Genomic DNA, 24429 nt, shown 5'->3' with positions numbered 1-24429 from the left:
GGCGACGCGCGGGCCGGTGGCTCGATTCGCCCCCATAAGGACGGCCGGCGATGGACGGCGGTGACGGCGCGACACGCGTTTCCCCCTTCAATCCGGCAATTTGTCGAATTTTATCAGGCGTTGCGGGGTCGCTATCTCATATTCGAGCGCTTACATTGACCTTTCGGTTTGCAAAAAGTGCCGCGCTCTTTCGATTTTTTTTGTCGTTGCGGTTTTCGTCATGGTCTCTTGCAAGGCACATTCGGGCGCACCCTGACATAAATCTACCGACCGGTCGGTTTATAATCGCTCGCACTTCCACTTCATGACGGATCGCAAGCGATGGCTGTTTCCTCTGCACATTCGGTGAACTCGGGCGCGCTGGCGCCGTCGGCCGTCGTCGGCGTGATCGGGGCCGGCGCGATGGGCGCGGGCATTGCACAGGTCGCGGCGGCGGCCGGCCATCCGGTGTTGCTGTACGACCTGAACGAAGCGGCCTGCGACAAGGCGCTGGCCGGCATCCGTGCACAGTTCGCGCGGCTGGCGGAGAAGGGCCGGCTCGAACCGGCGCAGGCCGACGCGGCCGGCAACCGCATCCGCGCGGTGCGCGCGCTGGCCGATTTCGCGGGCGCCGCGCTGATCGTCGAGGCGGCGGCCGAACGGCTCGACGTGAAGCGCGAGATCTTCGCGACCCTCGAGCGCCATGTCGACGACGCGTGCGTGCTGGCGACCAACACGTCGTCGATCTCGATCACGTCGATCGCGGCCGGGCTGCGCGTGCCGCAGCGCGTCGCCGGCCTGCATTTCTTCAATCCGGCGCCGCTGATGGCGCTCGTCGAGGTGGTCAGCGGGCTCGCGACCGCGCCCGATATCGCCCGGATGCTCGTTGCGACCGCCGCTGCATGGGGCAAGCAACCGGTGATGGCGAAATCGACGCCGGGCTTCATCGTGAACCGCGTCGCGCGGCCGTATTACGCGGAGGCGCTGCGCGTGCTGAACGAGCAGGGCGGCGCGCCGGCCACGATCGACGCGGTGATGCGCGAAGCCGCCGGCTTCCGGATGGGGCCATTCGAGCTGATGGACCTGATCGGCCACGACGTGAACTTCGCGGTGACCGAGTCGGTGTTCCGCGCGTACTTCAACGACCCGCGCTACACGCCGTCGCTGATCCAGCAGGAACTCGTGAACGCGGGCTTTCTCGGGCGCAAGTCCGGGCGCGGTTTCTATTCGTATGCGGACGGCGCGCCGCCGCCCGCCCCCGATCTCGAACCGCCGCGCGCCGCGCCGGCCGACGTCGTGCTGTTTGCGCAGGACGGCCCGGCCGCCGCGTTGCACGCACGCTTGGCCGAACGTATCGACGGCGTCCGGCAGGCCGGCGTGCAGCCGGACGAACTGCTCGCAACGGCCGGCCGCGCGTCGATCGCGCTGACCGACGGCCGGACGGCCACGGCGCGCGCCGCGCAAACCGGCGTGGCCGATCTCGTGCTCGTCGACCTCGCACGCGATTACGCTCAGGCCGGGCTCGTCGCGCTGACGCGCGCGCTCCAGTGCGGCGACGCCGCGTACGCCGATGCGGTCGGGCTCTTTCAGCAGGCGGGCTTTCGCGTCGTCGGCTTGGCTGACGTGCCGGGCATGGTCGCGATGCGCACCGTCGCGATGCTCGCGAACGAAGCCGCCGACACGGTGAACCAGGGCGTGTGCTCGCCGGCCGATCTCGACCTCGCGATGGAGAAGGGCGTGAACTACCCGTGCGGCCCGCTCGTGTGGGCCGATGCAATCGGCATCGGCCGCGTGCACCGCGTGCTGTCGAACCTGGCGGCGAGCTACGGCGAGGACCGCTATCGCGTGTCGCCGCGGCTCGCCGCGCTGCATGCGGCCGGCCGCATGTTCCGGTCGTGACCGCCTCGTCACCTCGAACACGATAACGACATCACTCCATTGGAGGAGCCCCCGATGATTCACCCGACGCACCCCGCCGCCGCCCTCGAGCCGATCGAGACCGCCAGCCGCGACGAACTGCAGGCGCTGCAGCTCGACCGCCTCAAGTGGTCGCTGCGCCACGCGTACGACAACGTCCCGCACTATCGGCGCACGTTCGATGCGGCAGGCGTGCATCCTGACGATCTGAAGTCGCTCGCCGATCTCGCGAAGTTCCCGTTCTCGACCAAGAGCGATCTGCGCGACAACTATCCGTTCGGCCTCTTCGCGGTGCCGCGCGAGCAGGTCGTGCGCGTGCACGCGTCGAGCGGTACGACGGGCAAGCCGACGGTCGTCGGCTACACCGCGCGCGACATCGATACGTGGGCGAACGTGACCGCGCGCTCGATCCGCGCGGCCGGCGGCCGCCCGGGCGATACGCTGCACAACGCGTTCGGCTACGGGCTTTTCACCGGCGGTCTCGGGATTCACTACGGCGCGGAGCGGCTCGGCTGCATGGTCGTGCCGATGTCCGGCGGGCAGACCGAGAAGCAGGTGCAACTGATTCGCGATTTCGAGCCGAAGATCATCCTCGTCACGCCGTCGTACATGCTGAACCTGATCGACGAGATGGTGCGGCAGGGGATGGACCCGGCCGAATCGTCGCTGAAGATCGGCATTTTCGGCGCCGAACCGTGGACGCAGGCGCTGCGCGACGAAGTGGAGGCGCGCGCGGGCATCGACGCGCTCGACATCTACGGGCTGTCGGAAGTGATGGGCCCGGGCGTCGCGTGCGAATGCGTCGAGACGAAGGACGGCCCGGTGATCTGGGAGGACCATTTTTACCCCGAGATCATCGACCCGGTCACCGGCGAAGTGCTGCCCGACGGCAGCCAGGGCGAGCTCGTGTTCACGTCGCTGACGAAGGAGGCGATGCCGGTGATCCGCTACCGCACGCGCGACCTCACCGCGCTGCTGCCGCCGACCGCGCGCGCGATGCGCCGGCTCGCGAAGATCACGGGCCGCTCCGACGACATGCTGATCGTGCGCGGCGTGAACGTGTTCCCGAGCCAGATCGAGGAGATCGTCGTCGCGCTGCCGCAGTTGTCGGGCCAATTCCAGATCACGCTGTCGCGCGACGGTCACATGGACCGGCTCGACCTCGCGGTCGAGTTGCGCTCCGAGGCGGCGGCGTCCGTTTCCGACGCCGATCGCGCGGCGCTCGCGCGCGAGCTGCAGCACCGGATCAAGACGATGGTCGGCGTGTCGTCCGGCGTGACGGTGCTCGCGGCCGGCGGCATTCCCGCGAGCGCGACCGGCAAGGCGCGGCGCGTGATCGATCGCCGCCAGGCCGCCTGATTGCCGATGGATGCCGTTCTACCCGAGGAAACCTGTTCGATGGATGGATTGAAGACCCTGGCCGTCACGGTCGATGCGCGCGGTATCGCGACCGTCGCGCTGCAGCGCGGCGACGTGCTGAACGCGTTCGACGAGACGATGATCGCGGAGCTGACCGACGCGTTCACGACACTCGGCCGGCGCGACGACGTACGCGCGATCGTGCTGCGTTCGGACGGCCGCGCATTTTGCGCGGGCGCCGACCTGCAGTGGATGCAGCGTGCGAGCGCGAACGACGCGGCCGCGAACCTGCGCGACGCCGAGCGGTTCGCCGCGATGATGCGCGCGATCCGGCAATGTCCGAAACCGACGGTCGCCCGCGTGCAGGGCCACGCGTTCGGCGGCGGCGTGGGCCTGTGCGCCGCGTGCGACATCGTGATTGCGAGCGACCACGCGCGCTTTTCGGTCAGCGAGGCGCGCTTCGGGATCCTGCCGGCCGTGATCGGCCCGTATCTGGTCGAGGCGGTCGGGCAACGCCAGGCGCGCCGTCTCGCGCTGACCGCGACGCAGCTCGCGGCCGCCGAAGCCGTCGCGATTGGGCTGATTCATCAGGCCGTGCCGCTCGATGCGCTGGACGACACGCTCGAGCGGACGCTCGCGGAACTCGGCCGCAACGGCCCGCACGCGCTGATGGAGATCAAGCGCTTTTTCGATGCGATCGGCGAGTACCCGCCGTCGGATGAGCGCGCGGCGTTCACCGCGCAGACGATCTCCCGCGTGCGGGCGACGCCGGAAGCAAAGGAAGGCTTCGCGGCCTTCTTCGCGAAGCGGCCGTCGGCGTGGGAGACGGGCGCCGAATAAGGCTGCGCGACGATCGTTCATGACGATCGACGCGGAAACCGGGGGCGGCCGCATTTTGCGTCTCGGGCACGGGCGCTTGCACTACAATGCGTGACCCCCGGCGCGCTGCCGGCCCCGTCCCGACCGATGCTTCGCACGATGATCGTCAACCGCCTTGTCTCCGAGATCCTGTTCGGCTTTACCGGCCTGATCGGCATCATCAATCCGATCGGCATCGCGTTCCTGTTTCTCGAACGGACCGAGGCGCTCACCGCGCATGAACGGGATCTGCTCGCGCGGAAGGTCGCGTTCAATGCGTTCGTCGTGCTGATGGTCGCATTCTTCGCCGGCACGCCGGTGCTGCATTTCTTCGGGATCTCGATGGAAGCGCTGCGGATCGGCGGCGGCTTCGCGGTTGCCGTGGCCGGCTGGCAGATGCTGAACGAACCGGACGGGCCCGGCGGCGGCGACACGCCGGTCAAGCCGATCGACGCGAACGCGATCATGACGCGCGCGTTCTTCCCGCTGACCATGCCGCTGACGGTCGGCCCCGGCTCGATCGCGACCGCGATCGCGCTGAACGCGAACCGCACGCACAAGCTGTCGGAGTTCGCGCTGTCGAGCATCGTGTCGATCGCCGTGTCCGTGCTCGTCGCGCTCGTGATCTGGCAGGTCTACAGCCGCTCCGCGCTGCTCGCGCGCTACCTCGGCAGCGAAGGGACGAAGGTCGCGAAACGCGTGTCGGCGTTCCTGCTGCTGTGCATCGGCGTGCAGATCATGCTGACCGGCTTCTCCGCGTTCCTGCAGCCGCTCGCCGATCAGGCCAGGTAACCGGGGCCACCCGGTTCATCCTTCAAGGGGCCTCCTTTCACGCAGCCTGCACGCGGCGCGCGGTCATGCGCGTTCGCCGCATGCGGGATACCATGCGACGTCTGGCGGATGCGCGGCGCGCATCCGGCCGCAATCCCCACCTGATTGGCGAGGCGTGCAATGGAATACGTGAAATTCGGTTCGACCGGGCTGGACGTGTCGAAGCTGGTGCTGGGCTGCATGACGTTCGGCGAGCCGTCGCGCGGCACGCATCCGTGGACGCTGCCGGAAGCGGAAAGCCGCCCGATCATCCAGCGGGCGGTCGAGGCCGGCATCAACTTCTTCGACACCGCGAACATGTATTCGGACGGAACGTCCGAGGAGATCGTCGGCCGCGCGCTGCGCGATTTCGCGAAGCGCGACGACATCGTGATCGCGACCAAGGTGTTCTACCGGATGCGGCCGGGGCCGAACGGCGCCGGCCTGTCGCGCAAGGCGATCATGACCGACATCGACCAGAGCCTGAAGCGGCTCGGCACCGACTACGTCGACCTCTATCAGATTCACCGCTGGGACTACGGCACGCCGATCGAGGAGACGCTCGAGGCGCTGCACGATGTCGTGAAGGCCGGCAAGGCGCGCTATATCGGCGCCTCGTCGATGTTCGCGTGGCAATTCGCGAAGGCGCTGCACACGTCGAAGCAGAACGGCTGGACGCGCTTCGTCAGCATGCAGAATCACCTGAACCTGCTGTATCGCGAGGAAGAGCGCGAAATGCTGCCGCTGTGCGAGGACGAAGGCATCGCGGTGATTCCGTGGAGCCCGCTCGCGCGCGGGCGCCTGACGCGCAACTGGGACGAATCGTCGGAACGGCAGCAGAAGGACGACGTCGGCCAGCGGCTGTACGACGCCACGGCCGATGCGGACAAGGCGGTCGTCGAGGCCGTCGCGGCGATCGCCGCCGCGCGCAACGTGCCGCGGGCGCAGGTCGCGCTGGCGTGGGTCGCGCAAAAGCGCGGCGTGACCGCGCCGATCGTCGGCATTTCGAAGCCGCGGCAACTGGACGATGCGCTCGGCGCGCTCGCGCTGAAGCTGACCGACGATGAAATCGCCACGCTCGAACGCCCGTACGTGCCGCACGCGGTCGCCGGGTTCAACTGAGCGACGGCGGCGGCGGTACCTGCGCCGCGTTCAGCGCGCGGCGGCGAGCATCGGGTAGGTGAACAGGCCGAAGTGGACGACGTTCAGCCCCGCGTGCGCGAGCGCGGCGGCGAGCAGTCCGCCGCGCCGCCACGCGAGGCCGTAGCCGACGCCGGCCACCGTGCCGAGCACGATCCATTGCCAGCCGCCCGCCGCGTGCGCGGCGCCGAACAGCACCGCGCCGGCCGCGAGCGCGACCCACGGGCCCCACGAGTACGCGCGGAACATGCGGGTCAGCCCGCCTTGCACGTAGCCGCGAAACAGCGCTTCCTCGGCGAGCGTCACCAGCAACAGGTTGTTCACGAGCCACAGCCAGCCCGACGGCGGCCATTTGGGCGCCCAGCCGACCATCCCGAACGCGAGCGCGCCGGCCAGGCACGCGGCGGCGGTGGCGACGGCCGCCACGACGCCGGTGCGCAGCGCGTGCGACAGCGCGACGCCGGGGGCGACCCACGGCAGCACCCACAACAGCCACAGACCGACGAGCGGCTTGTCGAAGTTCAGGTACATCGTGAATGGCGCGGCGTCCGGCGTGAAGCGGATCGGCCCGATCACGCGCGGATTGTGGAAGCCCGGAATCAGGTGCAGGCTCAGCGCGATCGCCAGCGCGGCGAAGACGAGGTGCGCCACGATGCGCACCGCGAGCGGGCGCTCGGGCAGCACGCCCCACGCGGCCGCGATCAGCAGCGCGAAGGGCGCCAGCGTGATCGGCGCAAGCTGGCCGAATGCGAGCGCACCCGCATAGCCGAGCGCGGCGAGGCCGATGCTCAGGCCGTGCAGCGGGCGATGCCATGCGAATGCGGCGGCCGCGAACAGGGCGATCCAGATCGTGGCACACGGAAGGAGCGAAAGGGACATGACGGGAAACGGATGGGCGGACGAGACGCCGCGCATCATACAGCAGGCGCCGTGAAACGCGGCCGGGCGGCATCGGCCGGGCAGCCGGCGCACCGCGTGTCAGCGGCCGGCGGTTTCCGTGACGCCGCCGCGGCCCGGGATGTCGACGCTGTTGCGCACGCGCATCCGCCGCCGATACCAGAACGTCCACAGCAGCAGGCAGCCGAACACCGTGTAGCCCATCACCGGCGACACGACGAGCACGCGTTCGACCGGCCAGTTGGCGACCATCCACCAGCGCAGCAGCATCTCGAGCGTCATGATCGCGCCCCACACGAACGTCATCAGCCGCAGCATCTGCCGCAGGCCCGGCTGCGCGTCCCAGACGGCTTCGAAGTGCGCGGCGCCGCCGTCCATCTCGCGGGCCACGGTGGCGCGGGCCAGATAGTAGATCAGCGGGCGTTCGCGCAACAGCGACAGCAGGAACACGATGCCGATCGTGCCCGAGCCGATCGATTCGCGCATCAGCAGCGTGCGCGGGCTGCCGCCGAACGCCATCCCGACGATCGACAGCGTGATGCCGAGCAGCACGATGGCCGCCACCGCGTCGATGCGGCGCGAGCGGATGAATTCGACGATCGACCAGACGATCGGCGGAACCGCGGACGCGTACAGCGCGCCGGTTTCGCCGAAATACGGATGCGCGACCCGATAGGCTACCCACGGCAGCACGAGGTTGACGAAGAGTTCGAGTATCAGTCCGGCTCGCGGTTTCACGGTGCGCCATCCCACGCAGGTCGGGGCGAACGCGCGAAAGGCGTGGTCGCCCCCGGTTGCCTCGACAATGCCCTGAAAAGGGTTCGGTCCAGTATATCGAAGAATCGCGCGGGGCTCGGGGTTGTGAATGTTTCCGCGTGCCGCGTCCGGATGGAACGCGGCGTGGCGGCTGCCCCGGACCGGGGTGATGAGGGTTGCGCGCCACGCCACGCGGGAAAGGGAGGCGGAATCACGCGCGCCGCCGGCGCAGGGGCGACGCTACGACGGCATAGCGGCGGCCTGCGCGCCGCGGCGCGAATCGATGCCGCGGATGCCGCGAGCGCGCGCGTGCGGTCAGGAGACGGCCGGCTGGACGATGATCTTCACGTTGCGGTCCTTGTGGTTGACCAATTCCTCGAAGCCGCGCGTGACGATGTCGCCGAGCGCGATGCGCCCGGTGATGAGCGGCTGCACGTCGATGCGGCCGTCCGCGATGAAGCGGATCACGTCCGCGAATTCGCCGTTGTACGCGAGCGAGCCGATCACTTCCTTCTCGGTCGACACGATGTCGAAGAAGTTGAACGGCGCCGGTTCCTCGAAGATGCCGACCATCACCGACTTGCCGGCCTTGCGGATCACGTCGATCGCGAGCTTCGCGGTGGCCGTGTGCCCGATGCACTCGAACGACACGTCTGCGCCGTAGCCGCCCGTCAGCGCCCGGACTTCGGCGATCGCATCGGACGTCTTCGGATCGATGACGACGCTCGCGCCCACCTCCAGCGCCTTCTGCTTGCGCGCGGCCGACATTTCCAGCGCGATCACGCGCCCGGCGCCCGCGGCCTTCGCGCACATGATCGTGCACAGGCCGATCGTGCCCGCGCCGACCACGACGACGGTCTGCCCGACGATGTTGCCGGCCTTCTTCACCGCGTGCAGCCCGACCGCGAGCGGTTCGATCAGCGCGCCGGCCTCGGTCGGGAAATCGTCGGGCAGCTTGTACAGCAGCTCGGCCGGCACGTTCACGTATTCGGCGAATGCGCCGTTGTTCATCAGCCCGGTGAACGCGAGGTTCTCGCAGATGTTGTACAGCCCGTGCCGGCAGTACCAGCAGGTGCCGCAATGCTGGCACGCGTCGGCCGTCACGCGGTCACCGACCGCGAAGCCCGACACGCCCGCGCCCAACTCGGCGATCTCGCCGCTGAACTCGTGGCCGAGGATGCACTGGCCCTTCAGGCCGGTCAGCGGGTGCGGCGCGTCGACCGGGATGAACACGGGCCCGGCGACGTATTCGTGCAGGTCGGAGCCGCAGATGCCGCACCAATGCACGCGAATCGTCACCCAGCCCGCGGGCGGGCGCTGCGGAACGGGAACCTCTTCGACGCGGATGTCGTGGCGGCCATGCCAGACGGCGGCCTTCATGCTGGGCGGGGTGATCGATGCCGGTGTACTCACGTTGCTGTCTCCGTCGGGTTGTCGTCGGGTGCGCGGCAATGCTGCCGGGGCGCCCGTCGCGCGATTGCGCGATCGACGGGTATGCAGGAACGGGGCCAGCGTGAATCAGGGCGGTGCGTGGCAAGCCGAAGCACGCGTGGCGTGCGTTGCACCATGTCGCTTTCCGGCGGCCGGCAACGATTCGGAAGAAACGGAGCGTCGGCTCTGCTGCGATAGCGAAACGGCGGGCGGGGTGAGACGGCGGGACGTTCGTCTCACCGTGATGAGACGAATCGCGAGACGAACGTGACGGGGGCGTTGCCCGCTTCGCGTTCAGGCGAGCACTTCGTCCACGGCAACCGCGGCGAGCGACGTGAATCCGGCGGCGCGGTACAGCGGCTGACCGGCTTCGGTCGAGATGAGCCACACGCGGCGCGCACCGCGGTGCCGCGCGTGCGCGACGATCGCGGCGAGCAGTTGCGTTGCGAGGCCGCGGCGCCGGTATGCGTCCGCCGTCCCGACGCGGTCGACGACGATATCGCGGGGCGACGCGAAGCCGTAGCGCGCGGTGGCCGCGATCTGCCCGTCGAGCCGGTGCGCGAACAGGAACGCGGCGGGATTCGGCTGGAATGGCGGGAAGGCGCCGCTCGTGTTGAACGCTTGGATTGCGTCCGGCGTGTCGCAGGCGAGCGCTTGCGCGAGCGCGTCGTCGCCGGACAGCCCGTCGATATCGGCGGCCATGAAATGCTCGTCGGTCAGCCGGCGCGTCCTGCCCCGCAGCGCGGGCGGCAGCGGTGCCGCGCCGTAGCGCGTGATCCACGCGCCGACGGCAAACGGGCCGGCGCCGGATTCGGGCGCACCCTCGATCATGAAATGCTCGAAAGGCCGGCCCATCGCGCGGTCGAACTGCACGACATGGCCGTCCGGGCCGTCGTGCAGCGGCGCGTCGCGCCGGTCGCGCGCGGCGCAGTATCCGGCGATGAACGCGCGTACGGCCGCCTTGCGGCGGGGGAAATCGGACCAGGCTTCGTCGAGCGGGAACAGCGTGGCCGGGGCGGGGGAGGCGGTCGGCATGCGTAGGGGCGCGGCGTTGTCAGGGGGAAGGCGCCAGCTTAGACCAGGATGCCGTCGCGTGTCGCGCCGGCCATTGCCGCGATCGCCGAAACGGATCGTTGCGCACGCTACCCCTTTACTTGAAGTTGACTTCAATTTGTATCATGTGCGCCAGTCCGATTGCGCTCGCGTGCGGCATCCCGTTGCACGCGGCCGCCAAGCATGCTCAACACCATGGAAAGCCCGATCTGCGAAGAAGACCTGTCGTGCGACGCGTCGGCGTTGGACGAAGACGATGCGATGCCGTCGCGCGGCGGCGCGGTCGCGCATCCGCTCGTGACGATCGGCCGTACGCCGATTCCGGAGCACGCGGCCGCCGCGGCGTCGCCGTTGCGCCCGCAACTGTTCGTCACGGTGCTGGAGGCGCGCGACGACGCGCTGCTGGTGCGCTGGGTCGAGAGCGGCCGGTGTCATTACGGCGAGCAGCGCTGGCGCCTGCGCGTCGCGTTGCAGCCCGGGCGCTGCGCGCTGTCCGGGCAGCCGATCGAGCCGGGCGAGCCGGTGTTCCGGCCGGTGCGGCGGCCCGTGCCGGCCAACGGCGACGAGATGATCTGTCCGGCCGCGGTGCCGGGCGTGGCCGGTGCGGCGCACGATGGCGCGCCGGAAGACGGTGGCGCACGCCATCCGGCCGATGCTCATGGCTGAACATCGGCCGTCGGGGAGCGACGTCATTTCTTCAGATCGTGCCGGTACTGGATGAAGCCGGCGTTGTTCGCGAGCTTGTCGTACAGCGCGCGCGGTCGTGTTGGTCTCGTGCGTGAGCCAGTACACGCGGCTCGCGCCGGCTTCGCGGGCCCGTTCGTACACGGCCTCGATCAGCGCGCCGCCCGCGCCCTGGCCGCGCGCGTCGGGCGCCGTGTACAGATCCTGCAGGTAGCAGTACGGCCCTTCGGTCCAGCACGAGCGGTGGTAGATCGCGTGCACGATCCCGACCAGCGCACCCGACGCATCGAACGCGCCGAGCACGAACATCGGCTCGTCCGGATCCATCAGGCGCGCCCATGTGGTCGCGAACACCGCGTCGCTCAGCGCGGTGTCATAGAACGTCTGGTAACCCTGCCACAGCGGCCGCCACGCGGCTTCGTCGGCGGCGACGAGCGGGCGCACCGTGACGCGCGTCGCGTCGTTCGCGCGGCTGGCCGCGTCGCGCGCGCTGGCCTGTGCGTGGCGGATCGCGGTGAGCGACAGGCGCTGGTTGCCTTCGGCGTCGAAGTTCTCCGGCGCGAGCCAGGCTTCGAACGCGGCGCGGACGTCCGGCCATTCGCCGTCGATGATCGAGAACCACGCGGTGTCGCGATTGCGGCCGCGGTAGACGATCGCCTGCCGGAACGTGCCCTCGTAGCGGAAGCCGAGGCGCGCGGCCGCCTTGCGCGACGGCGCGTTCAGGTCGTCGCACTTCCATTCGTAGCGGCGGTAGCCGAGCGTATCGAACGCATACTTCATCAGCAGGAACTGCGCTTCGGTCGATACCGGCGTGCGCTTGAGCAGCGGCGAGAACGTGACGGAACCGACCTCGATCACGCCGTTGGCCGGATCGATGCGCATCAGCGCGAGCGTGCCGACCGCGCGGCCCGTGGCGCGATCGATCACCGTGTAGTGCAGCGGATCGGCGCTCGCCTGCGCGCCGCGCGCGTAGTCGCGGTAGCTGGACGCATCGGCGTACGGGCCGTGAGCCAGATAGGTCCAGTCGCGGCCGTCGGGCGCCTGCGCGTACGCGGCGTACAGATCGGCCGCGTGGCGTTCGGCGTCGAGCGGTTCGAGCCGGCAGTAGCGGCCTTCGAGCGCGATGCGCTCGGGGCGCGGGCGCGCGGACCAGTCGGGAACGGGTTGGCCGATGGGCTGCTGGAAAGCGTTGGTGAGCGTGGGCAAGGTCGATCTCGCTTCGGTTGGCGGCCGGCGACATGCCGGCATGCAGACGATCGTAGTCCCGGCGAGGTACCATGAGAAGCGCCAGCGTGCGGCAAATTTATGGTGCCACGGTCGGTGGCCGCCAGCCGTAGGCCGCTCACCATCCGTCCCGTTCCGACCTCTTCACGCCGCGATGTTCCGATGACGACTGCCTTTCTTCCCGGCGACACGCCGTTGCTGCCGCTCGATGCGCCGCTGGCGCGTACGCCCGGCGCCCCGTCGCTGCAGCGCCAGCTGCTGCGCCGCTTGCGCGACGCGATTCTCGGCGGCGCGATGCCGGCCGGCACGCGGCTGCCCGGCACGCGCGCGCTGGCCGACACGCTCGGCGTGTCGCGCAATACGACGGCCGCGGTATACGAGCAGCTCGTCGCCGAAGGTTTCCTGCAGTCGGACCGTCGCGGCACGCGGGTCGTCGGGCTGTCGCGGCCGGCGCCGCCGCGCCGGCGTGCCGCGCCGCCAGCCGTCGCGCAGCGGCTCGGCCGGATTCGCTCGAGCCTCGTCGGCACCGGCGAATCGGAGGGCTTCCGGCCGGGCGTGCCCGCGCTGTCGCATTTCCCGGTGGACGCGTGGCGGCATGCGATCGATCGCGCATTGCGCCGCGCCGGCCGCGATCTGCTCGCGTACGGCGATCCGCTCGGCGAGCCCGCGTTGCGCGAATCGATCGCGCGCCACCTGGCCGTCACGCGCGGCGTGCGCTGCGATCCCGAGCAGATCGTGATCACCGAAGGCGCACAGGGCGCGATCGCACTGTGCGCGCAGTTGCTGACGAATCCGGGCGATACGGTGTGGGTCGAGGAGCCCGGCTATCGCGGCGCGCGCTCCGCGATGCAGGCGGCCGACCTCGACGTCGTGCCGATTCCCGTCGACGCGGAAGGGCTGCGCGCGGAACCGGACGACTGGCGCGAGCGGCCGCCGCGCCTCGTCTACACGACGCCGTCGAACCAGTTCCCGACCGGCGCGGTGCTGTCGATCTCGCGCCGGCTCGCGCTGATCGATGCGGCACGCCGCCATCGTGCATGGATCATCGAGGATGACTACGACAGCGAATTCCGTCACACCGGCGAGCCGATCGGCGCGATGCAGGGGCTCGCGGCCGATTCGCCGGTGGTCTATCTCGGCTCGTTCAGCAAGACGATGTTTCCGGCGCTGCGGATCGGGTTTCTCGTGCTGCCCGACACGCTGCTGGCCGCCGTGCGGCCGGCGTTGCCGGAGATGCTGCGCGGCGGGACGCGCCATGTGCAGCTCGCGCTCGCCGATTTCATCGAGACGGGCGAGTACGGCCGGCATCTCGGCCGGATGCGCCGGCTGTATCGCGACCGGCGGCGTGAGCTGCTCGCCGCGCTCGACAGCAGCCTGAGCGTGCCGCACCAGGTCGAGGGCGGCCCCTGCGGGCTGCATCTCGCGCTGCGGCTGCCGGCGCGTTATCGCGATCGCGCGATCGTCGAAGCGGCGCGCGCGCACGGCATCGGGCCGTTTCCGCTGTCGGGTTTCGCGATCGATGCGGGGCGGGCCGGCAACGGGCTCGTGCTCGGTTTCGGCAATACGTCCGCGGATGCGTTCGAGCCGATGTTGCGGGTGGTGTCGGCGATCGCGGAGCGGGTGGGCGCGAATCATGCGTGACGGGTGGATTCAATACCGGCGCTTTAAAGGCCATGGCGGGCCGCAAATCATTCAATATTTTAAAAATCCGGCCGATATCTCGATATTGTCGATTTCCGATCGCGCAGCCTGAATCGAAAGTTTTGTCTTTTCCATCGTAAAAAATGGTCAATGTCGCTTGTCACGGCTCCTGCGATGAGCGACGATTTCGCTCCGTAACAAACGGTTACTTTTGTGCCGTCACTGGATATCGGAGAACGAAGGCCGCGATGAGTCGCGTCGGCCGACTGCTCCAATAAATAACAATGCCGATCGCGACGAGATCGGCCGCAGGCATCCGAGTGCGCGACCACCGCATATGCCGCCTGCGAAACCGTATAGAACGACATGAAATCGGATTCAAGCCGCTATTGCTTCCCGAATCTGCTGGAAGCGTTTTTTATCGTCGTCGTGCTGAACATGGTCGAGTGTGTGACGAACTCGATCATCTGGTCGGCCGGTCGCGGCGCCGGCCTGCAACCGATGGCGATCGCCAGTATCGGGCGCGTGCTCGCCAATGGGCTCGTATTTACGGTGCTGCTTCATCACGGCAAATTCACCTACCGTCGCTTGCTGCACGATGGCGTCGATTCCTGGCGAACGACGATCGGGCGATTTCTCGTGCCCGTCGTGCTGATTACGCCGGCATTGGTGGTGGCGATGAGCGTGCTGGAAGTCGGCATCGGGCAGTTTTTCTCGTGGAGCGGCAGCCGCGATGAAGCCCGGGAAGTGTATGTCAACGGCGGGCTCGGCCTGATCGTATTGACCTGCGTGATTGCGCCGCTACTCGAAGAGATGCTGTTTCGCGGCGTGATGCTGCGCAGCTTCCTGCGACAGTATCCGGAGGGAACGGCTATCGCCCATTCGGCCGCGGTGTTCGGTCTTGCGCATATGAACGTCTATCAGTTCGTGCTCGCATTCGGACTCGGCTTGCTGATCGGAAAACTCTATGCGGCTACCCGATCGCTGTTGCCGGGCATGTTGATTCATGCCTGCTACAACACGGCCGTGGTGATCGTCGCGCTGAAATCGCCGTTCGTCCTTGCCAAGGAGAGCCTGCTCGAGATCTGGCCGGCTTCCTGGTGGTTCGGCGCGCTTGCGTTGGGCGGTGTCGGCGCATGGGGGCTGGTCAAGTCGGTCGATGCGCTGCGAATGGCGCCGGCCAGTATGGCAAACGACGACGGCGCGAACTGAACGCCCGCGGTGACGGGTTTGTACAACGAGAAAACGAGGTGAAGCATGCGGGGCAAGCAAGTCTGTCTGGTGGGGCTGGCGAGTACTGTGTTGATGCTGACGGCATGTGGCGGCGATGACGGTGGCGCGGCCAAAACGGGCAGCAACGCGTCGAACAACGACACGGCGGGAACGCCGACGGTCCCGTCGCCCGCCACGCCGGCGCCGGGTGCGCCTGCCCAGCCGTCCGTCCCCACGGCCTGCCGGCCGAACGGCAGCTTCAGCTATTCGGGCGCTGCGTCACCGGTCGCGGCGAACAACGGCCAGCTGGCGGTGCTCGTGGTGCCGAATTTGCCGAGCGAGTGGGCGAGGAATCGCAACATGACGGCGGCCGATGTGCCGGCAACGAGCCTGGTTCAGCAGGGAAGCGGCGCGTTTACGACGCTGGCGTCGTCGGCGGCGGCGACCGACTGCCTCGGGCTCGACCATGGGGCCGTGACCGAGATCCAGGGCATCGGCACCGATGTGGCGATCGGCCGGTGGAATCGCGCGATGGACACCGACGGCAATACCTATGCCGATACGCAGGGCGTGCACTACGCGGTCGGCACGCCGCTGTCGTTGCCCGCGACGGGCGGCCCGCTTTCGTGTACGCAGGTGATCGCCGACACGGTGGCGAGCAACGAGGGCGGCACGCACGGGACGCTCGTGTCGGCTTCGGCCACGCTCGATCCGGTCACGCGCATGCTCACCACGCTGGACTTGTCGATCAAGCTCGGGAGCGCGCAATACGGGTTGACGTACACGCAGGTGCCGTTGAACGGCGTGTTGAAGACCGCCGGGCCCGCGACGATTCAATCGATCGTCGTCGGACATGACGCGGCTCAGCCGCTCGTTGCCGTCGGCTACACGGCGGCGGTGCCGAACACGCAAGGCGTTGGCGGGGTCGTGGTGTTGTCGTGTCACTGACTCGAGTCGATGCCGGTTCGTCGACGGAAGGAGGCCGATGACGAACCGTTTGTTGTTTGCGCGCCGCATGCGGTCTGTCGGCAATGCGCGACCGGCAAATGGGTGGCCGCAGACCGCGACGATGAGGTGGCGGCGACGCGCACAGTGAGCGATGCGTGGTGAATATTCGGATTGACGAACCGCGCAGTTTGTTCGAAACGAACGCTGTCGCGGTTCCACCACCGCGACACCTTCCGGCATACGGGTTTCGATTCGTATGTCCCAACCGGCGCTTGGGCTATAAATGGTTGGGTGTACCGGTGCTTGTCGGACGCCTGCGCGTCTCGCGCAGGGCGGCGTCGCGGCTGCCGGGGGAGGTGCGCCGTGGTTTGCCAGACGCTTGCTCGCGCCGTGCTTCGCACCGCGTTGATCGGGGGCGTGTTCGCCGGAATCCTGCCGCCGCCCGCCGCCGTTGCCGGCACGCTCGCGCCGCACGCCGCACCGCCGGCGATGAAGGCGCGGCCGCCCGCCGCACCTTATGCGATGCCGGTCGACTTCCCGGCGATCGTCGAGCGCTACGGCCCGGCGGTCGTGACCGTCATAGCCGCCACCCCCGATCCGCAAACCGGCGGCCCGGCCTTTGCCGCCCTCGATCCCGACGATCCGCTCGCCGCGTTCTTCCGGCATGGCGCGCCGCCGGCCGCGCAGGGGCCGCAGGCACAGGCGCCCGATCCGGCGCCGCGCGCGGTGTCCGGCAGCGGCTCGGGTTTCATCGTCAGCGCCGATGGCCTGATCCTGACGTCCGCCCATGTGGTCGACGAGGCGACCGACGTGACGGTGCGCCTCACCGACCGCCGCGAATTCAAGGCGACGGTGCTGGCCGTCGATCCGCAAAGCGATGTCGCCGTGCTGCACGTCGACGCGACGAAGCTGCCGTTCGTGCGCGTCGGCGATTCGTCGAAAGTCCGCGCGGGCGAGCCGGTGATGACGATCGGCGCGCCGGACGGATCGGGCAACACGGTCACGGCCGGCATCGTCAGCGCGACGTCGCGCCGGTTGCCGGACGGCAGCGCGTTTCCGTTCTTCGAGACCGACATCGCGCCGAATCCGGACAACTCGGGCGGCCCCGTGTTCAATCGCGCGGGCGACGTGATCGGCATCGCGGTGCAGGTCTATACGGGCGCCGACCGCTACGCGAGCACGACGTTCGCCATCCCGATCGCATTCGCGGCCAAGGTGCGCGCCCAGTTGCGCGCGCAACAGCAGGCGCAGATGCAGGCGCAGATGCAGGCGCAGCCGGCTCAGGCGCCCGCTCCGGGCGCGCCGCCGTCGGCCAATGCGTTCGGCGTCGACGTGCAGGACGTTGGCGTCGGTCTGGCCGCGGCGTTCGGGCTGCCGCGTCCGGCCGGCGCGCTCGTCAACGGCGTCGCGCCCGGCTCGCCGGCCGCCGCGGCCGGGCTGAAGCCCGGCGACGTGATCGTGAAGATGGGCGACAAGGCCATCGGCCGCTCGGCGGAACTGGACGACCTGGCCGCCGCGCTGCCGCCCGGCGCGAAGGCGCCGCTGCGCGTGATCCGCAACCGTGCGCCGGTGAAGCTGACGATCGTCGGCGCCGACGATGCGGGCGGCGGCCCGGCCGCGACAATCGGCACGGCCGCGCCGAAGGCCGCTGCACGGTTGGGGCCAGCCGCGGGCGAAGCAGGCGACCACGGCGACCGCCTCGGGCTGACGATGCACGCGTTGAGCGATGACGAGCGCCGTTCGACGGGGCTCGCGGTCGGAATGATGGTGGACGCGGTGCACGGCCCGGCCGCGCGCGCGGGCATCCAGCCGGGCGACGTCGTGCTGGCGCTCAACGACACGCTGCTCGAGACGCCGGACGACGTGCCGTCGCTCGAAGCGAACGGCGGCAGCGTGATCGCCGTGCTGATCCAGCGCAACAACGCGCGGAAGTTCGTCTCGGTGCGCACGCGTTAGGGCGTTGACGCGGCTGGCGTGGTCCGCCTAACATCAGCCGATATCGCTGGCGGCTCGCCGCCACGCATTCATGACATTCATGACATTCAGGAGCCATTCGGCATGAAAACGGCTTGCTTGATCGTAGTAGCCCACAGGCGCAGGGCCCGGTAGCGGGATCGCGCCGGTACCCATGCGCCCCCGACTCGTTCGGGGGCTTTTTTTTGCGTTGCGCACGGCCGTGCGGCCCGTGTGCGGGAGGGCATCCGCTTGCCATCGAACCCGTCGACCGCTTCCGCCGCGGCGTCGCCGCGGCACGCCACGCTGATCATGCTGTGCGCGCTGTCGGTCCTGCCGCTGAGCCTGTTCCTGCCGTCGCTGACGGGCGCGCTGCTGACCCCCGCCAACGCGGGCTACCTGCCGCTCGCGATGATGCTGCTGTCGGCGGCGATCGCGCTGGCGGCCGCCGTGTGCGTGCGGGCATTCGACGGACGCGACGCCGCGCGGTGAGCGCGGGTGCGCCCCGGTACCGGCGCGCGGCCGAATGGCGGACAATCCGCCGCATGCCGGGAGATGACGCATGATCGGCGCGCCGCGTGTCCCGGCGAGCGAGAAGGGCGACTGGACGAGGATGCGATGAGCGACTTTTCTGATTTCCAGCGGGACATTGCCGATGCCGCGAGGGCGACCTTCAGGGCGCTCCGCGCGTTGCACCCGGACGAGCATTTCTATGCGTTTGCGTTGTACACCGACAGCGGCGCGATGACGGTGGTGCCGGCCGCCAATTCGGTCGAAGGGCTGCGCCGGATTTGCGCGCAACAGGCGGTCGCGGACGACGATCCGCGGTTCGTGTGGGGCGTGTCCGAGTGGGCGTACGCGGCGGCCGAGGCGTCGCCGTTCAACGCGATCTGCGGCAGGCTGGCCGACGAAGTGCTGAGCCCGCAGTTCGTCCAGTCGCGCTTCACGGAATTTTCCCGGCAACTGCACGCCGACATGATTGCGGCATTGCGGCTGCTCGATCGCGACGGCGTGTTCGGCACGGGCGACGCCAGGGCGGCCATCACGCTGTTCGTGTCGATCAGCGACGACGACGCGGCCGAGGCGCTGGAAAACGCGTCGGCGAAAGCGCTGAATCCGCCGGCCGTCGCCGACGCCTTCCTGCGCCGCTACGACTGACCGGCATCGGGATCTCGCGGGGCGGCCCCGGCCGGCCCGCAGACGGCATTACGGCTTCGCGCCGACCACGAATTCGAACGTCGCGACGCCGTCGACGCCGCCCGTCACGCGATCGCCCGGCTGCAGCGCGCCGACGCCGGCCGGCGTGCCGGTGAAGATCAGGTCGCCGGCCTTCAGCTCGACCGAGCGCGACACGTACGCGATGACGTCGGGCACGGGCCAGATCATGTCGGCGAGGTCACCTTGCTGGCGCGTGTCGCCGTTGACCGCGAGCCAGATGCGGCCGGTCGCCGGGTGGCCGGTAGCCGCCGCCGCGCGCAGCGCGGTCACGGGGCCCGACGCGTCGAAACCCTTCGCCCAGTCCCACGGCCGGCTCAGCTTCTTCGCGTCGGCCTGCAGGTCGCGGCGCGTGAGGTCGACGCCGACGCCGTAGCCCCACACGTGCGACAGCGCGTCGGCCGGGTCGATCGATCGGCCGTCCTTGCCGATCGCGACGACCAGCTCGATTTCGTGATGGAGATCGTTCGTCAGCGGCGGATAGGCGACCGTGCCGCTGGCCGGGACGATCGCGTCGGCCGGCTTCGTGAAGAAGAACGGCGGTTCGCGGTCGGGGTCGGCGCCCATTTCGCGGGCATGGTCGGCATAGTTGCGGCCGACGCAGAATACGCGGCGCACCGGAAAGCGCGCGGACGACTGTTCGACTTCGACGGAAGGACGCTCGGCGGCGTCGATGACATAGGCGGACATCGGAAGGCCTCGTTCGGTAGGAAGACGGAGGGCCGGCACACCGGCCGGCATGCGTGCAACGATACCCGACGCGCGTGCGTGCGGATGCGACGCAACTGCGTTTTACCGGGACAAAACTACGCGTCGGCGGCCGACGGCGTGTCGTCGCCGCCGGGCGGCGCGGCGTTCGCGTCGCGGTACGCCTTCGGCGACACGCCGACCCGCGCGCGGAAACGCCGCGCGAAATACCCTTCGTCGCGGAAGCCGACCGAGCGCGCGATGTCCGCGATGCGCCGGCTGGTGTGGGCCAGCAGCGATTGCGCGAGCGCGATCCGGCGCTCGGTCACGAGATCGGTGAAGGTGCTGCCGGTTTCCTTGCGGACCAGGTGCGCGAGGTAGTTCGGGGAGAGAAACGCGGCTTCGGCGGTCGCCGCGAGCGTGAGGTCCTCGCGGGTCAGGTTCGCCCGCACGTGGCGCAGCACGCGAGCCAGCGCGTCGCGCCGGCCGGCGCGCTGGGCGCCGCGCTGCGCGAGCTTGTCGAGCGCGCCCGCGTACTGCGTGCAGACGAGCCCGATCAGTTGCAGCAGGTAGCCGCGCAGCAACGTGGTCGAGCCGAACGTGCGCACGCGATCGGCATCGAGCATGCACAGCGCGAGGCGGCGCGCTTCGTCGTACGTGTCGCCGGTCAGGATGAAATCGAGGTGCTCCTGGAAGCGGAACGGCGTCAGCTCGGGGAAGCGGTGCGCGGGCACGTCCTCGAGATCGAGCGGATCGACGTCGAGATCGGCGCGCAGGAACGCCTGGCTGAAATTGATCACGATGAAGTGCGCGCCTTCCGGATGCGGAATCAGGTGCTCGCGGTGCGGCAGCACGAACGCGAGCGCGCCGCGCGGAAACGGCCGCGTGACGCCGCCGATGCGCTGCTCGGTGTCGCCGCCGAGGTTGAACTGGATCTGGAAATACGCGTGCCGGTGCGGCTCGGTGATCGCCTGGCGCGACGCCTGGTCGCGGATGTAGAAATCGAGCCGGTCGCTGCGTTCGGGCATCCCGTACAGGCGCGGCGGGGCGGTGGAGGGCATGAAGGATTCTGCTGTTCGTGACGCGGTTGAGCCGCGATGGTACAGCGAACCGGGCGCGACGGGCACGGGCGCTCGCGCGGTCAGCCCGCAGCGAGCGGCGCGACCCGGCGCCGCAGTTCGGGCACGACCTCGGCGTCGAACCACGGATGGTGCTTGAACCATGCCTGGTTGCGCGGCGACGGATGCGGCAGCGGCAGGAGAGCGGGGCCGTAGTCGCGCCAGGCCTGCACGGTGTCGGTCAGCGTCGCCTTGCGCGTGTCGCGCAGGAAATGCCGCTGCGCGTACTGGCCGATCAGCAGCGTGAGCCGGATCGACGGCAGTTCGGCCAGCAGCCGGTCGATCCACAGTCGCGCGCATTCGGGGCGCGGCGGGTTGTCGCCGCTCGCGCCGCGGCCCGGGTAGCAGAAGCCCATCGGCACGATCGCGAAGCGTGTCTCGTCGTAGAAGGTGTCGGTGTCGACGCCGAGCCAGTCGCGCAGCCGCTTGCCGCTCGCGTCGTCCCACGGGATGCCGCTCGCATGGACGCGCGCGCCCGGCGCCTGCCCGACGATCAGGATGCGTGCGTCGCGATGGGCGCGCACGACCGGGCGCGGGCCGAGCGGCAGGTCGGCCTCGCATGCACGGCACGCGCGGATTTCGGTGAGCAGCACGTCGAGCGGCGTGCGCGTGGGTTTCGGCATCGATTCGGAGCGGGGACGGAGTAGTAACGCGGTGTCGGCCGCGCGGCACGGGCAGGCAGCGGCCGGACGGTCGGCCCGGCGTGGAACGGCCCGGGCGGGCGCGCGGCCCGCCTCGTGCGTCCGGCTTCGGACCTCACGCCCGCGACGGGCCTGCCGCGCCTTCGGCGACCGCAGCATCATACAACGCGGTCTGCGCGATCGCCGCGGCGATACGCGCGTCGTCGTGCGAACCGTCGAGCATGCCCCAGCGCCGGTATTGCGACAAGAACCACACGCCTTCGCGCGGATCGGGCCGGTTCACCGTGCCGCCGTCGTGGAAGCGGATCGGCAGCGGCGGCGTGGCGAACGGCCCCGCGCCGTAGTCGCCGAGCAGGCGCGGCGCGATCAGCCGGGCCGGCACGCCGAGCGCGTCGGGCGACGCGAGCCAGTCGGCCGCCTCGCGGCGGTGCGCGGCGCTGTCGAGCCACGCGCATGCATCGACGAGCGTGCGGACCAGTGCGCGCGCGGTGGCCGGATACAGCGCGACGAAGTCGCGCCGGGTCGCGAGCACCTTCTCCGGATGATCGGGCCAGATCTCGCTCGTGACGGCGACGGTGCGGCCCGCGCCGCATGCTTCGGCCACCGCGTGCCACGGCTCGCCCGCGCAGAAGCCGTCGAGCTCGCCGCCCGCGAGCGCCGCGACCATCTCGGGCGGGGGAATCACGACGCTGCGCACGTCGCGCAGCGGATCGATGCCGTGCGACGCGAGCCACGCGTTCAGCCACATCGCATGCGTGCCGGTCGGGAAAGTCTGGGCGAGCAGCGGCTTGCGGCCGAGCGTCGCGAACGCGATGCGCACGCTGGCGGTTTCGCGGTAAGCGTCGGCGAGGCCGCGCGACAGCGTGATCGCCTGGCCGTTGCGGTTCAGCACCATCAGCGCGGCCATGTCGGCCTGCGGGCCGCCGATGCCGAGCTGCAGCCCGCAGACGAGCCCGTACAGCGCATGCGCGGCGTCGAGCTCGCCGCTGAGCAGCTTGTCGCGCACGGCCGCCCACGACGGCTGGCGACTCAATTCGAGCGTGAGGCCATGGCGCGCGCCGAGGTTCAGGCGCTGCGCGACGATCAGCGGGGCCGCGTCGCTGAGCGCGACGAACCCGAGGCGAAGATGCGCGCGTTCCGGCGCGGCGGGAGGTGAGGTATTCATGGCACTCATGACTGGGGTGACGCGTCGAGCAGTTGTCGCGCGACGTCGACGATGCGCAGGCCCTGATCCATCGCGCGCTTGCGCAGCGCCGCATACGCATCGTGTTCGGACAGCTTGCGCTGGTCCATCAGCACGCGTTTCGCGCGGTCGATCAGCTTGCGCTCCTCGAGTTCGCGCTCGACGTCGGCCAGCCGGCGGCGCAGCGCATCGTCGTGCGAGAAGCGCGCGAGCGCGACTTCCAGAATCGGCGCGAGACGCTCGGCCGACAACCCTTCGACGAGATACGCGCTGACGCCCGCGCCGACCGCCGCGCGGATCAGTTCCTGGTCGGCGTCGTGACTGAACATCAGCACGGGGCGCGGGGCGGTCGCATGCATGACCGCGAGTTGCTCGAGCGTATCGCGCGACGGCGAATCGGTATCGATGATCACGACGTCGGGACGTTGCTCCTCGACGGCCGCCGGCAGGCGCGCGGGCGTCGCGACGTCGTTCAGCATCTCGTAGCCGAGGCGCGCGAGCGCGTCGCCGAGTTCGCCGATCGGCTTGTCGGTATCGGTGACGAGCAGCACGCGCAGGCGGGCGGGCGGGGCGGACGAACTCATGAGGCGGGCAACAGGAGCAGTGACGCGTCGGCGCGAGGGGCGAACGATGCATGCCGGCCGCGCGCGCGGCCGGTGGTGAACGGAACGGGGAGCGGCCGAAGCCGCGCGGGGCCGCGCATGTCAGGCGGCCCGTGCCAGCGCCGCGTCGGTCGTCGCTTCGGCGTCCGCGCCCTGCGCGGCCGCTTCGCCGATCGCGCCGCCGACGAGGATCACGGCCGGGCTGCCGAGCCGCGCGGCTTCGACGCCGCGCGCGAGCGTGCCGAGCGTGCCGGTCCAGCGGCGTTCGTCGGGCGTGCCGGCCCATTGCACGGCCGCCGCCGGCGTCGACGCGGGGAGCGCGGCGAGCAGGCCTGCCGCGATCCGGTCGACGCGGCTCATCCCCATGTAGATCGCGAGCGTGGTGCCGGTCGCCGCGAGCCGTGCCCAGTCGGGTTCGCCGTGGTCCTGGCGGTGCGCGGTGACGAACGTGACGCCCTGGCAGTGCTCGCGGTGCGTGAGCGAGATGCCGAGGCTCGCGGCGGCGGCGAAGCCCGACGAGATGCCGTTGACGATCTCGACCGGAATCGCGGCCGCGCGCAGTGTCGCGAGCTCTTCGCCGGCGCGCCCGAACAACAGCGCGTCGCCGCCTTTCACGCGCACCACGTGCGCGCCGCGCAGCGCGTAGCGGCGCATCAGTTTCTCGATGAACGCCTGCGGCGTGGAGCGGCAGCCGCCGCGCTTGCCCACGCGGATCACGCGCGCGTGCGGCGCGAGTTCGACGATGCCGGGCGCGACGAGATCGTCGAGCAGCAGCACGTCGGCGGCGGCCAGCGCCTTGACCGCCTTCAGCGTGAGGAGATCGGGATCGCCGGGCCCGGCGCCCAGCAGCGTGACTTTGCCTGTCGTCATGTCGTGTTCCTGTGCCGCATCGCATCGCTGCGGCGGTCTGATGTCGCGTTGTTGCTCGGCGGCGGCGGGCGGTCGAAACGCACCGGCATCCGGCCGTGCCGTGCACGGAGGGGACGCCGTTGTCCTGACGGGCCCGCCGTGAACGGCGGGCCGGGTTTGCGGGGACTGCCCACCGGCGCCGTTGCCGGTGTGACGAAGGTTCAGCAATATCCGGGCCAGCCGGCGCGACGATGCGGCCTTTGCGCGACGCG

At 69.8% G+C, this 24429-nt stretch carries 22 protein-coding genes and 1 pseudogene; 12 read left to right on the top strand and 11 right to left on the bottom strand.

Annotation, left to right across the window (positions count from 1 at the left end; translation table 11 throughout):
* Positions 1–321 precede the first annotated feature (321 nt).
* From LGN10_RS09185 to LGN10_RS09165, 5 genes are all read left to right on the top strand, one after another.
* A complete protein-coding gene (locus LGN10_RS09185; RefSeq protein WP_226222965.1) occupies positions 322–1878 on the top strand; it encodes a 3-hydroxyacyl-CoA dehydrogenase in 1557 nt (518 codons plus the stop codon).
* 54 nt (positions 1879–1932) lie between these two features.
* Entirely contained in the window at positions 1933–3255 is a 1323-nt protein-coding gene (gene paaK / locus LGN10_RS09180) for a phenylacetate--CoA ligase PaaK (RefSeq protein WP_226222957.1), read from the top strand.
* A gap of 39 nt (positions 3256–3294) precedes the next feature.
* A complete protein-coding gene (locus LGN10_RS09175) occupies positions 3295–4095 on the top strand; it encodes an enoyl-CoA hydratase-related protein (protein ID WP_226222955.1) in 801 nt (266 codons plus the stop codon).
* Between the two features lie 138 nt (positions 4096–4233).
* Positions 4234–4905, top strand: a complete 672-nt coding sequence (locus tag LGN10_RS09170; protein ID WP_059639557.1) for a MarC family protein — start codon at positions 4234–4236, stop codon at positions 4903–4905.
* Positions 4906–5064: 159 nt separating this feature from the next.
* On the top strand, positions 5065–6045 hold the full coding sequence (locus tag LGN10_RS09165) for an aldo/keto reductase (protein WP_124862117.1): 981 nt from the start codon (positions 5065–5067) through the stop codon (positions 6043–6045).
* 30 nt (positions 6046–6075) lie between these two features.
* Here the strand turns inward: LGN10_RS09165 and LGN10_RS09160 are convergent, their stop codons facing one another.
* The 4 genes from LGN10_RS09160 to LGN10_RS09145 all read right to left on the bottom strand — a co-directional run bounded on the left by LGN10_RS09160 (position 6076) and on the right by LGN10_RS09145 (position 10182).
* Positions 6076–6942: a CPBP family intramembrane glutamic endopeptidase gene (locus tag LGN10_RS09160; RefSeq protein WP_226222953.1), complete on the bottom strand. Its 867-nt coding sequence runs from the start codon at positions 6940–6942 to the stop codon at positions 6076–6078.
* A gap of 99 nt (positions 6943–7041) precedes the next feature.
* The gene (locus LGN10_RS09155; RefSeq protein ID WP_059585133.1) at positions 7042–7698 is read right to left on the bottom strand and encodes a VC0807 family protein; all 657 of its coding nucleotides are present in this window, start codon (positions 7696–7698) and stop codon (positions 7042–7044) included.
* Positions 7699–8031: 333 nt separating this feature from the next.
* Positions 8032–9096 (bottom strand): 2,3-butanediol dehydrogenase, encoded by a 1065-nt coding sequence (locus LGN10_RS09150; protein WP_059585032.1) that lies wholly within the window; start codon positions 9094–9096, stop codon positions 8032–8034.
* Positions 9097–9441: 345 nt separating this feature from the next.
* On the bottom strand, positions 9442–10182 hold the full coding sequence (locus LGN10_RS09145) for a GNAT family N-acetyltransferase (RefSeq protein ID WP_099317525.1): 741 nt from the start codon (positions 10180–10182) through the stop codon (positions 9442–9444).
* Positions 10183–10383: 201 nt separating this feature from the next.
* Between LGN10_RS09145 and LGN10_RS09140 the strand changes: the two genes are divergently transcribed.
* Positions 10384–10866, top strand: a complete 483-nt coding sequence (locus LGN10_RS09140) for a DUF3331 domain-containing protein (RefSeq protein WP_226222951.1) — start codon at positions 10384–10386, stop codon at positions 10864–10866.
* A 23-nt stretch (positions 10867–10889) separates the two neighbouring features.
* Here LGN10_RS09140 and LGN10_RS09135 read toward each other — a convergent pair.
* Positions 10890–12090: pseudogene (locus LGN10_RS09135) on the bottom strand (GNAT family N-acetyltransferase).
* A 180-nt stretch (positions 12091–12270) separates the two neighbouring features.
* Between LGN10_RS09135 and LGN10_RS09130 the strand changes: the two are divergent.
* From LGN10_RS09130 to LGN10_RS09105, 6 genes are all read left to right on the top strand, one after another.
* Positions 12271–13749 carry a PLP-dependent aminotransferase family protein gene (locus LGN10_RS09130; RefSeq protein WP_226222949.1) on the top strand — a complete coding sequence of 493 codons (1479 nt, stop codon included), beginning with the start codon at positions 12271–12273 and terminating at the stop codon, positions 13747–13749.
* Between the two features lie 366 nt (positions 13750–14115).
* Entirely contained in the window at positions 14116–14961 is an 846-nt protein-coding gene (locus tag LGN10_RS09125) for a CPBP family intramembrane glutamic endopeptidase (RefSeq protein WP_226222947.1), read from the top strand.
* A 45-nt stretch (positions 14962–15006) separates the two neighbouring features.
* A complete protein-coding gene (locus tag LGN10_RS09120; RefSeq protein ID WP_226222945.1) occupies positions 15007–15909 on the top strand; it encodes a hypothetical protein in 903 nt (300 codons plus the stop codon).
* A gap of 363 nt (positions 15910–16272) precedes the next feature.
* Positions 16273–17865, top strand: a complete 1593-nt coding sequence (locus LGN10_RS09115; protein WP_226222944.1) for a trypsin-like peptidase domain-containing protein — start codon at positions 16273–16275, stop codon at positions 17863–17865.
* 249 nt (positions 17866–18114) lie between these two features.
* Positions 18115–18354 (top strand): hypothetical protein, encoded by a 240-nt coding sequence (locus LGN10_RS33795; RefSeq protein ID WP_089465788.1) that lies wholly within the window; start codon positions 18115–18117, stop codon positions 18352–18354.
* A gap of 126 nt (positions 18355–18480) precedes the next feature.
* On the top strand, positions 18481–19020 hold the full coding sequence (locus LGN10_RS09105) for a DUF4303 domain-containing protein (RefSeq protein ID WP_124657821.1): 540 nt from the start codon (positions 18481–18483) through the stop codon (positions 19018–19020).
* 48 nt (positions 19021–19068) lie between these two features.
* Here LGN10_RS09105 and LGN10_RS09100 read toward each other — a convergent pair whose 3' ends face one another.
* The 6 genes from LGN10_RS09100 to cobA form a co-directional block, all read right to left on the bottom strand.
* Positions 19069–19767 carry a fumarylacetoacetate hydrolase family protein gene (locus LGN10_RS09100; protein WP_099317518.1) on the bottom strand — a complete coding sequence of 233 codons (699 nt, stop codon included), beginning with the start codon at positions 19765–19767 and terminating at the stop codon, positions 19069–19071.
* Between the two features lie 116 nt (positions 19768–19883).
* Entirely contained in the window at positions 19884–20825 is a 942-nt protein-coding gene (locus LGN10_RS09095) for a helix-turn-helix transcriptional regulator (RefSeq protein ID WP_226222942.1), read from the bottom strand.
* Positions 20826–20905: 80 nt separating this feature from the next.
* Positions 20906–21505 carry a uracil-DNA glycosylase family protein gene (locus tag LGN10_RS09090; RefSeq protein WP_059639546.1) on the bottom strand — a complete coding sequence of 200 codons (600 nt, stop codon included), beginning with the start codon at positions 21503–21505 and terminating at the stop codon, positions 20906–20908.
* Between the two features lie 133 nt (positions 21506–21638).
* Positions 21639–22688, bottom strand: a complete 1050-nt coding sequence (locus LGN10_RS09085) for a CmpA/NrtA family ABC transporter substrate-binding protein (RefSeq protein WP_226222940.1) — start codon at positions 22686–22688, stop codon at positions 21639–21641.
* Positions 22689–22693: 5 nt separating this feature from the next.
* A complete protein-coding gene (locus LGN10_RS09080; RefSeq protein WP_059639544.1) occupies positions 22694–23290 on the bottom strand; it encodes an ANTAR domain-containing response regulator in 597 nt (198 codons plus the stop codon).
* Positions 23291–23410: 120 nt separating this feature from the next.
* The gene (cobA, locus tag LGN10_RS09075; RefSeq protein WP_059639543.1) at positions 23411–24178 is read right to left on the bottom strand and encodes a uroporphyrinogen-III C-methyltransferase; all 768 of its coding nucleotides are present in this window, start codon (positions 24176–24178) and stop codon (positions 23411–23413) included.
* Positions 24179–24429: the final 251 nt, after the last annotated feature.

The organism is Burkholderia sp. AU32262 (genome assembly GCF_020419985.1).
Taxonomy (GTDB): Bacteria; Pseudomonadota; Gammaproteobacteria; order Burkholderiales; family Burkholderiaceae; genus Burkholderia; species Burkholderia semiarida.
Note: the sequence above shows the minus strand (reverse complement) of the source record. Positions and strands in the feature narration are given on the sequence as shown.

Coding starts and splice junctions, on each gene's coding strand:
- LGN10_RS09140 (WP_226222951.1), top strand. CDS start 10,384: ATGCTCAACACCATGGAAAGCCCGATCTGCGAAGAAGACCTGTCGTGC.
- LGN10_RS09165 (WP_124862117.1), top strand. CDS start 5,065: ATGGAATACGTGAAATTCGGTTCGACCGGGCTGGACGTGTCGAAGCTG.
- LGN10_RS09160 (WP_226222953.1), bottom strand. CDS start 6,942: ATGTCCCTTTCGCTCCTTCCGTGTGCCACGATCTGGATCGCCCTGTTC.
- paaK (WP_226222957.1), top strand. CDS start 1,933: ATGATTCACCCGACGCACCCCGCCGCCGCCCTCGAGCCGATCGAGACC.
- LGN10_RS09105 (WP_124657821.1), top strand. CDS start 18,481: ATGAGCGACTTTTCTGATTTCCAGCGGGACATTGCCGATGCCGCGAGG.
- LGN10_RS09170 (WP_059639557.1), top strand. CDS start 4,234: ATGATCGTCAACCGCCTTGTCTCCGAGATCCTGTTCGGCTTTACCGGC.
- LGN10_RS09175 (WP_226222955.1), top strand. CDS start 3,295: ATGGATGGATTGAAGACCCTGGCCGTCACGGTCGATGCGCGCGGTATC.
- LGN10_RS09185 (WP_226222965.1), top strand. CDS start 322: ATGGCTGTTTCCTCTGCACATTCGGTGAACTCGGGCGCGCTGGCGCCG.
- LGN10_RS09125 (WP_226222947.1), top strand. CDS start 14,116: ATGAAATCGGATTCAAGCCGCTATTGCTTCCCGAATCTGCTGGAAGCG.
- LGN10_RS09090 (WP_059639546.1), bottom strand. CDS start 21,505: ATGCCGAAACCCACGCGCACGCCGCTCGACGTGCTGCTCACCGAAATC.
- LGN10_RS09080 (WP_059639544.1), bottom strand. CDS start 23,290: ATGAGTTCGTCCGCCCCGCCCGCCCGCCTGCGCGTGCTGCTCGTCACC.
- LGN10_RS09120 (WP_226222945.1), top strand. CDS start 15,007: ATGCGGGGCAAGCAAGTCTGTCTGGTGGGGCTGGCGAGTACTGTGTTG.
- LGN10_RS09145 (WP_099317525.1), bottom strand. CDS start 10,182: ATGCCGACCGCCTCCCCCGCCCCGGCCACGCTGTTCCCGCTCGACGAA.
- LGN10_RS09085 (WP_226222940.1), bottom strand. CDS start 22,688: ATGAATACCTCACCTCCCGCCGCGCCGGAACGCGCGCATCTTCGCCTC.
- cobA (WP_059639543.1), bottom strand. CDS start 24,178: ATGACGACAGGCAAAGTCACGCTGCTGGGCGCCGGGCCCGGCGATCCC.
- LGN10_RS09100 (WP_099317518.1), bottom strand. CDS start 19,767: ATGTCCGCCTATGTCATCGACGCCGCCGAGCGTCCTTCCGTCGAAGTC.
- LGN10_RS09130 (WP_226222949.1), top strand. CDS start 12,271: ATGACGACTGCCTTTCTTCCCGGCGACACGCCGTTGCTGCCGCTCGAT.
- LGN10_RS09095 (WP_226222942.1), bottom strand. CDS start 20,825: ATGCCCTCCACCGCCCCGCCGCGCCTGTACGGGATGCCCGAACGCAGC.
- LGN10_RS09150 (WP_059585032.1), bottom strand. CDS start 9,096: ATGAAGGCCGCCGTCTGGCATGGCCGCCACGACATCCGCGTCGAAGAG.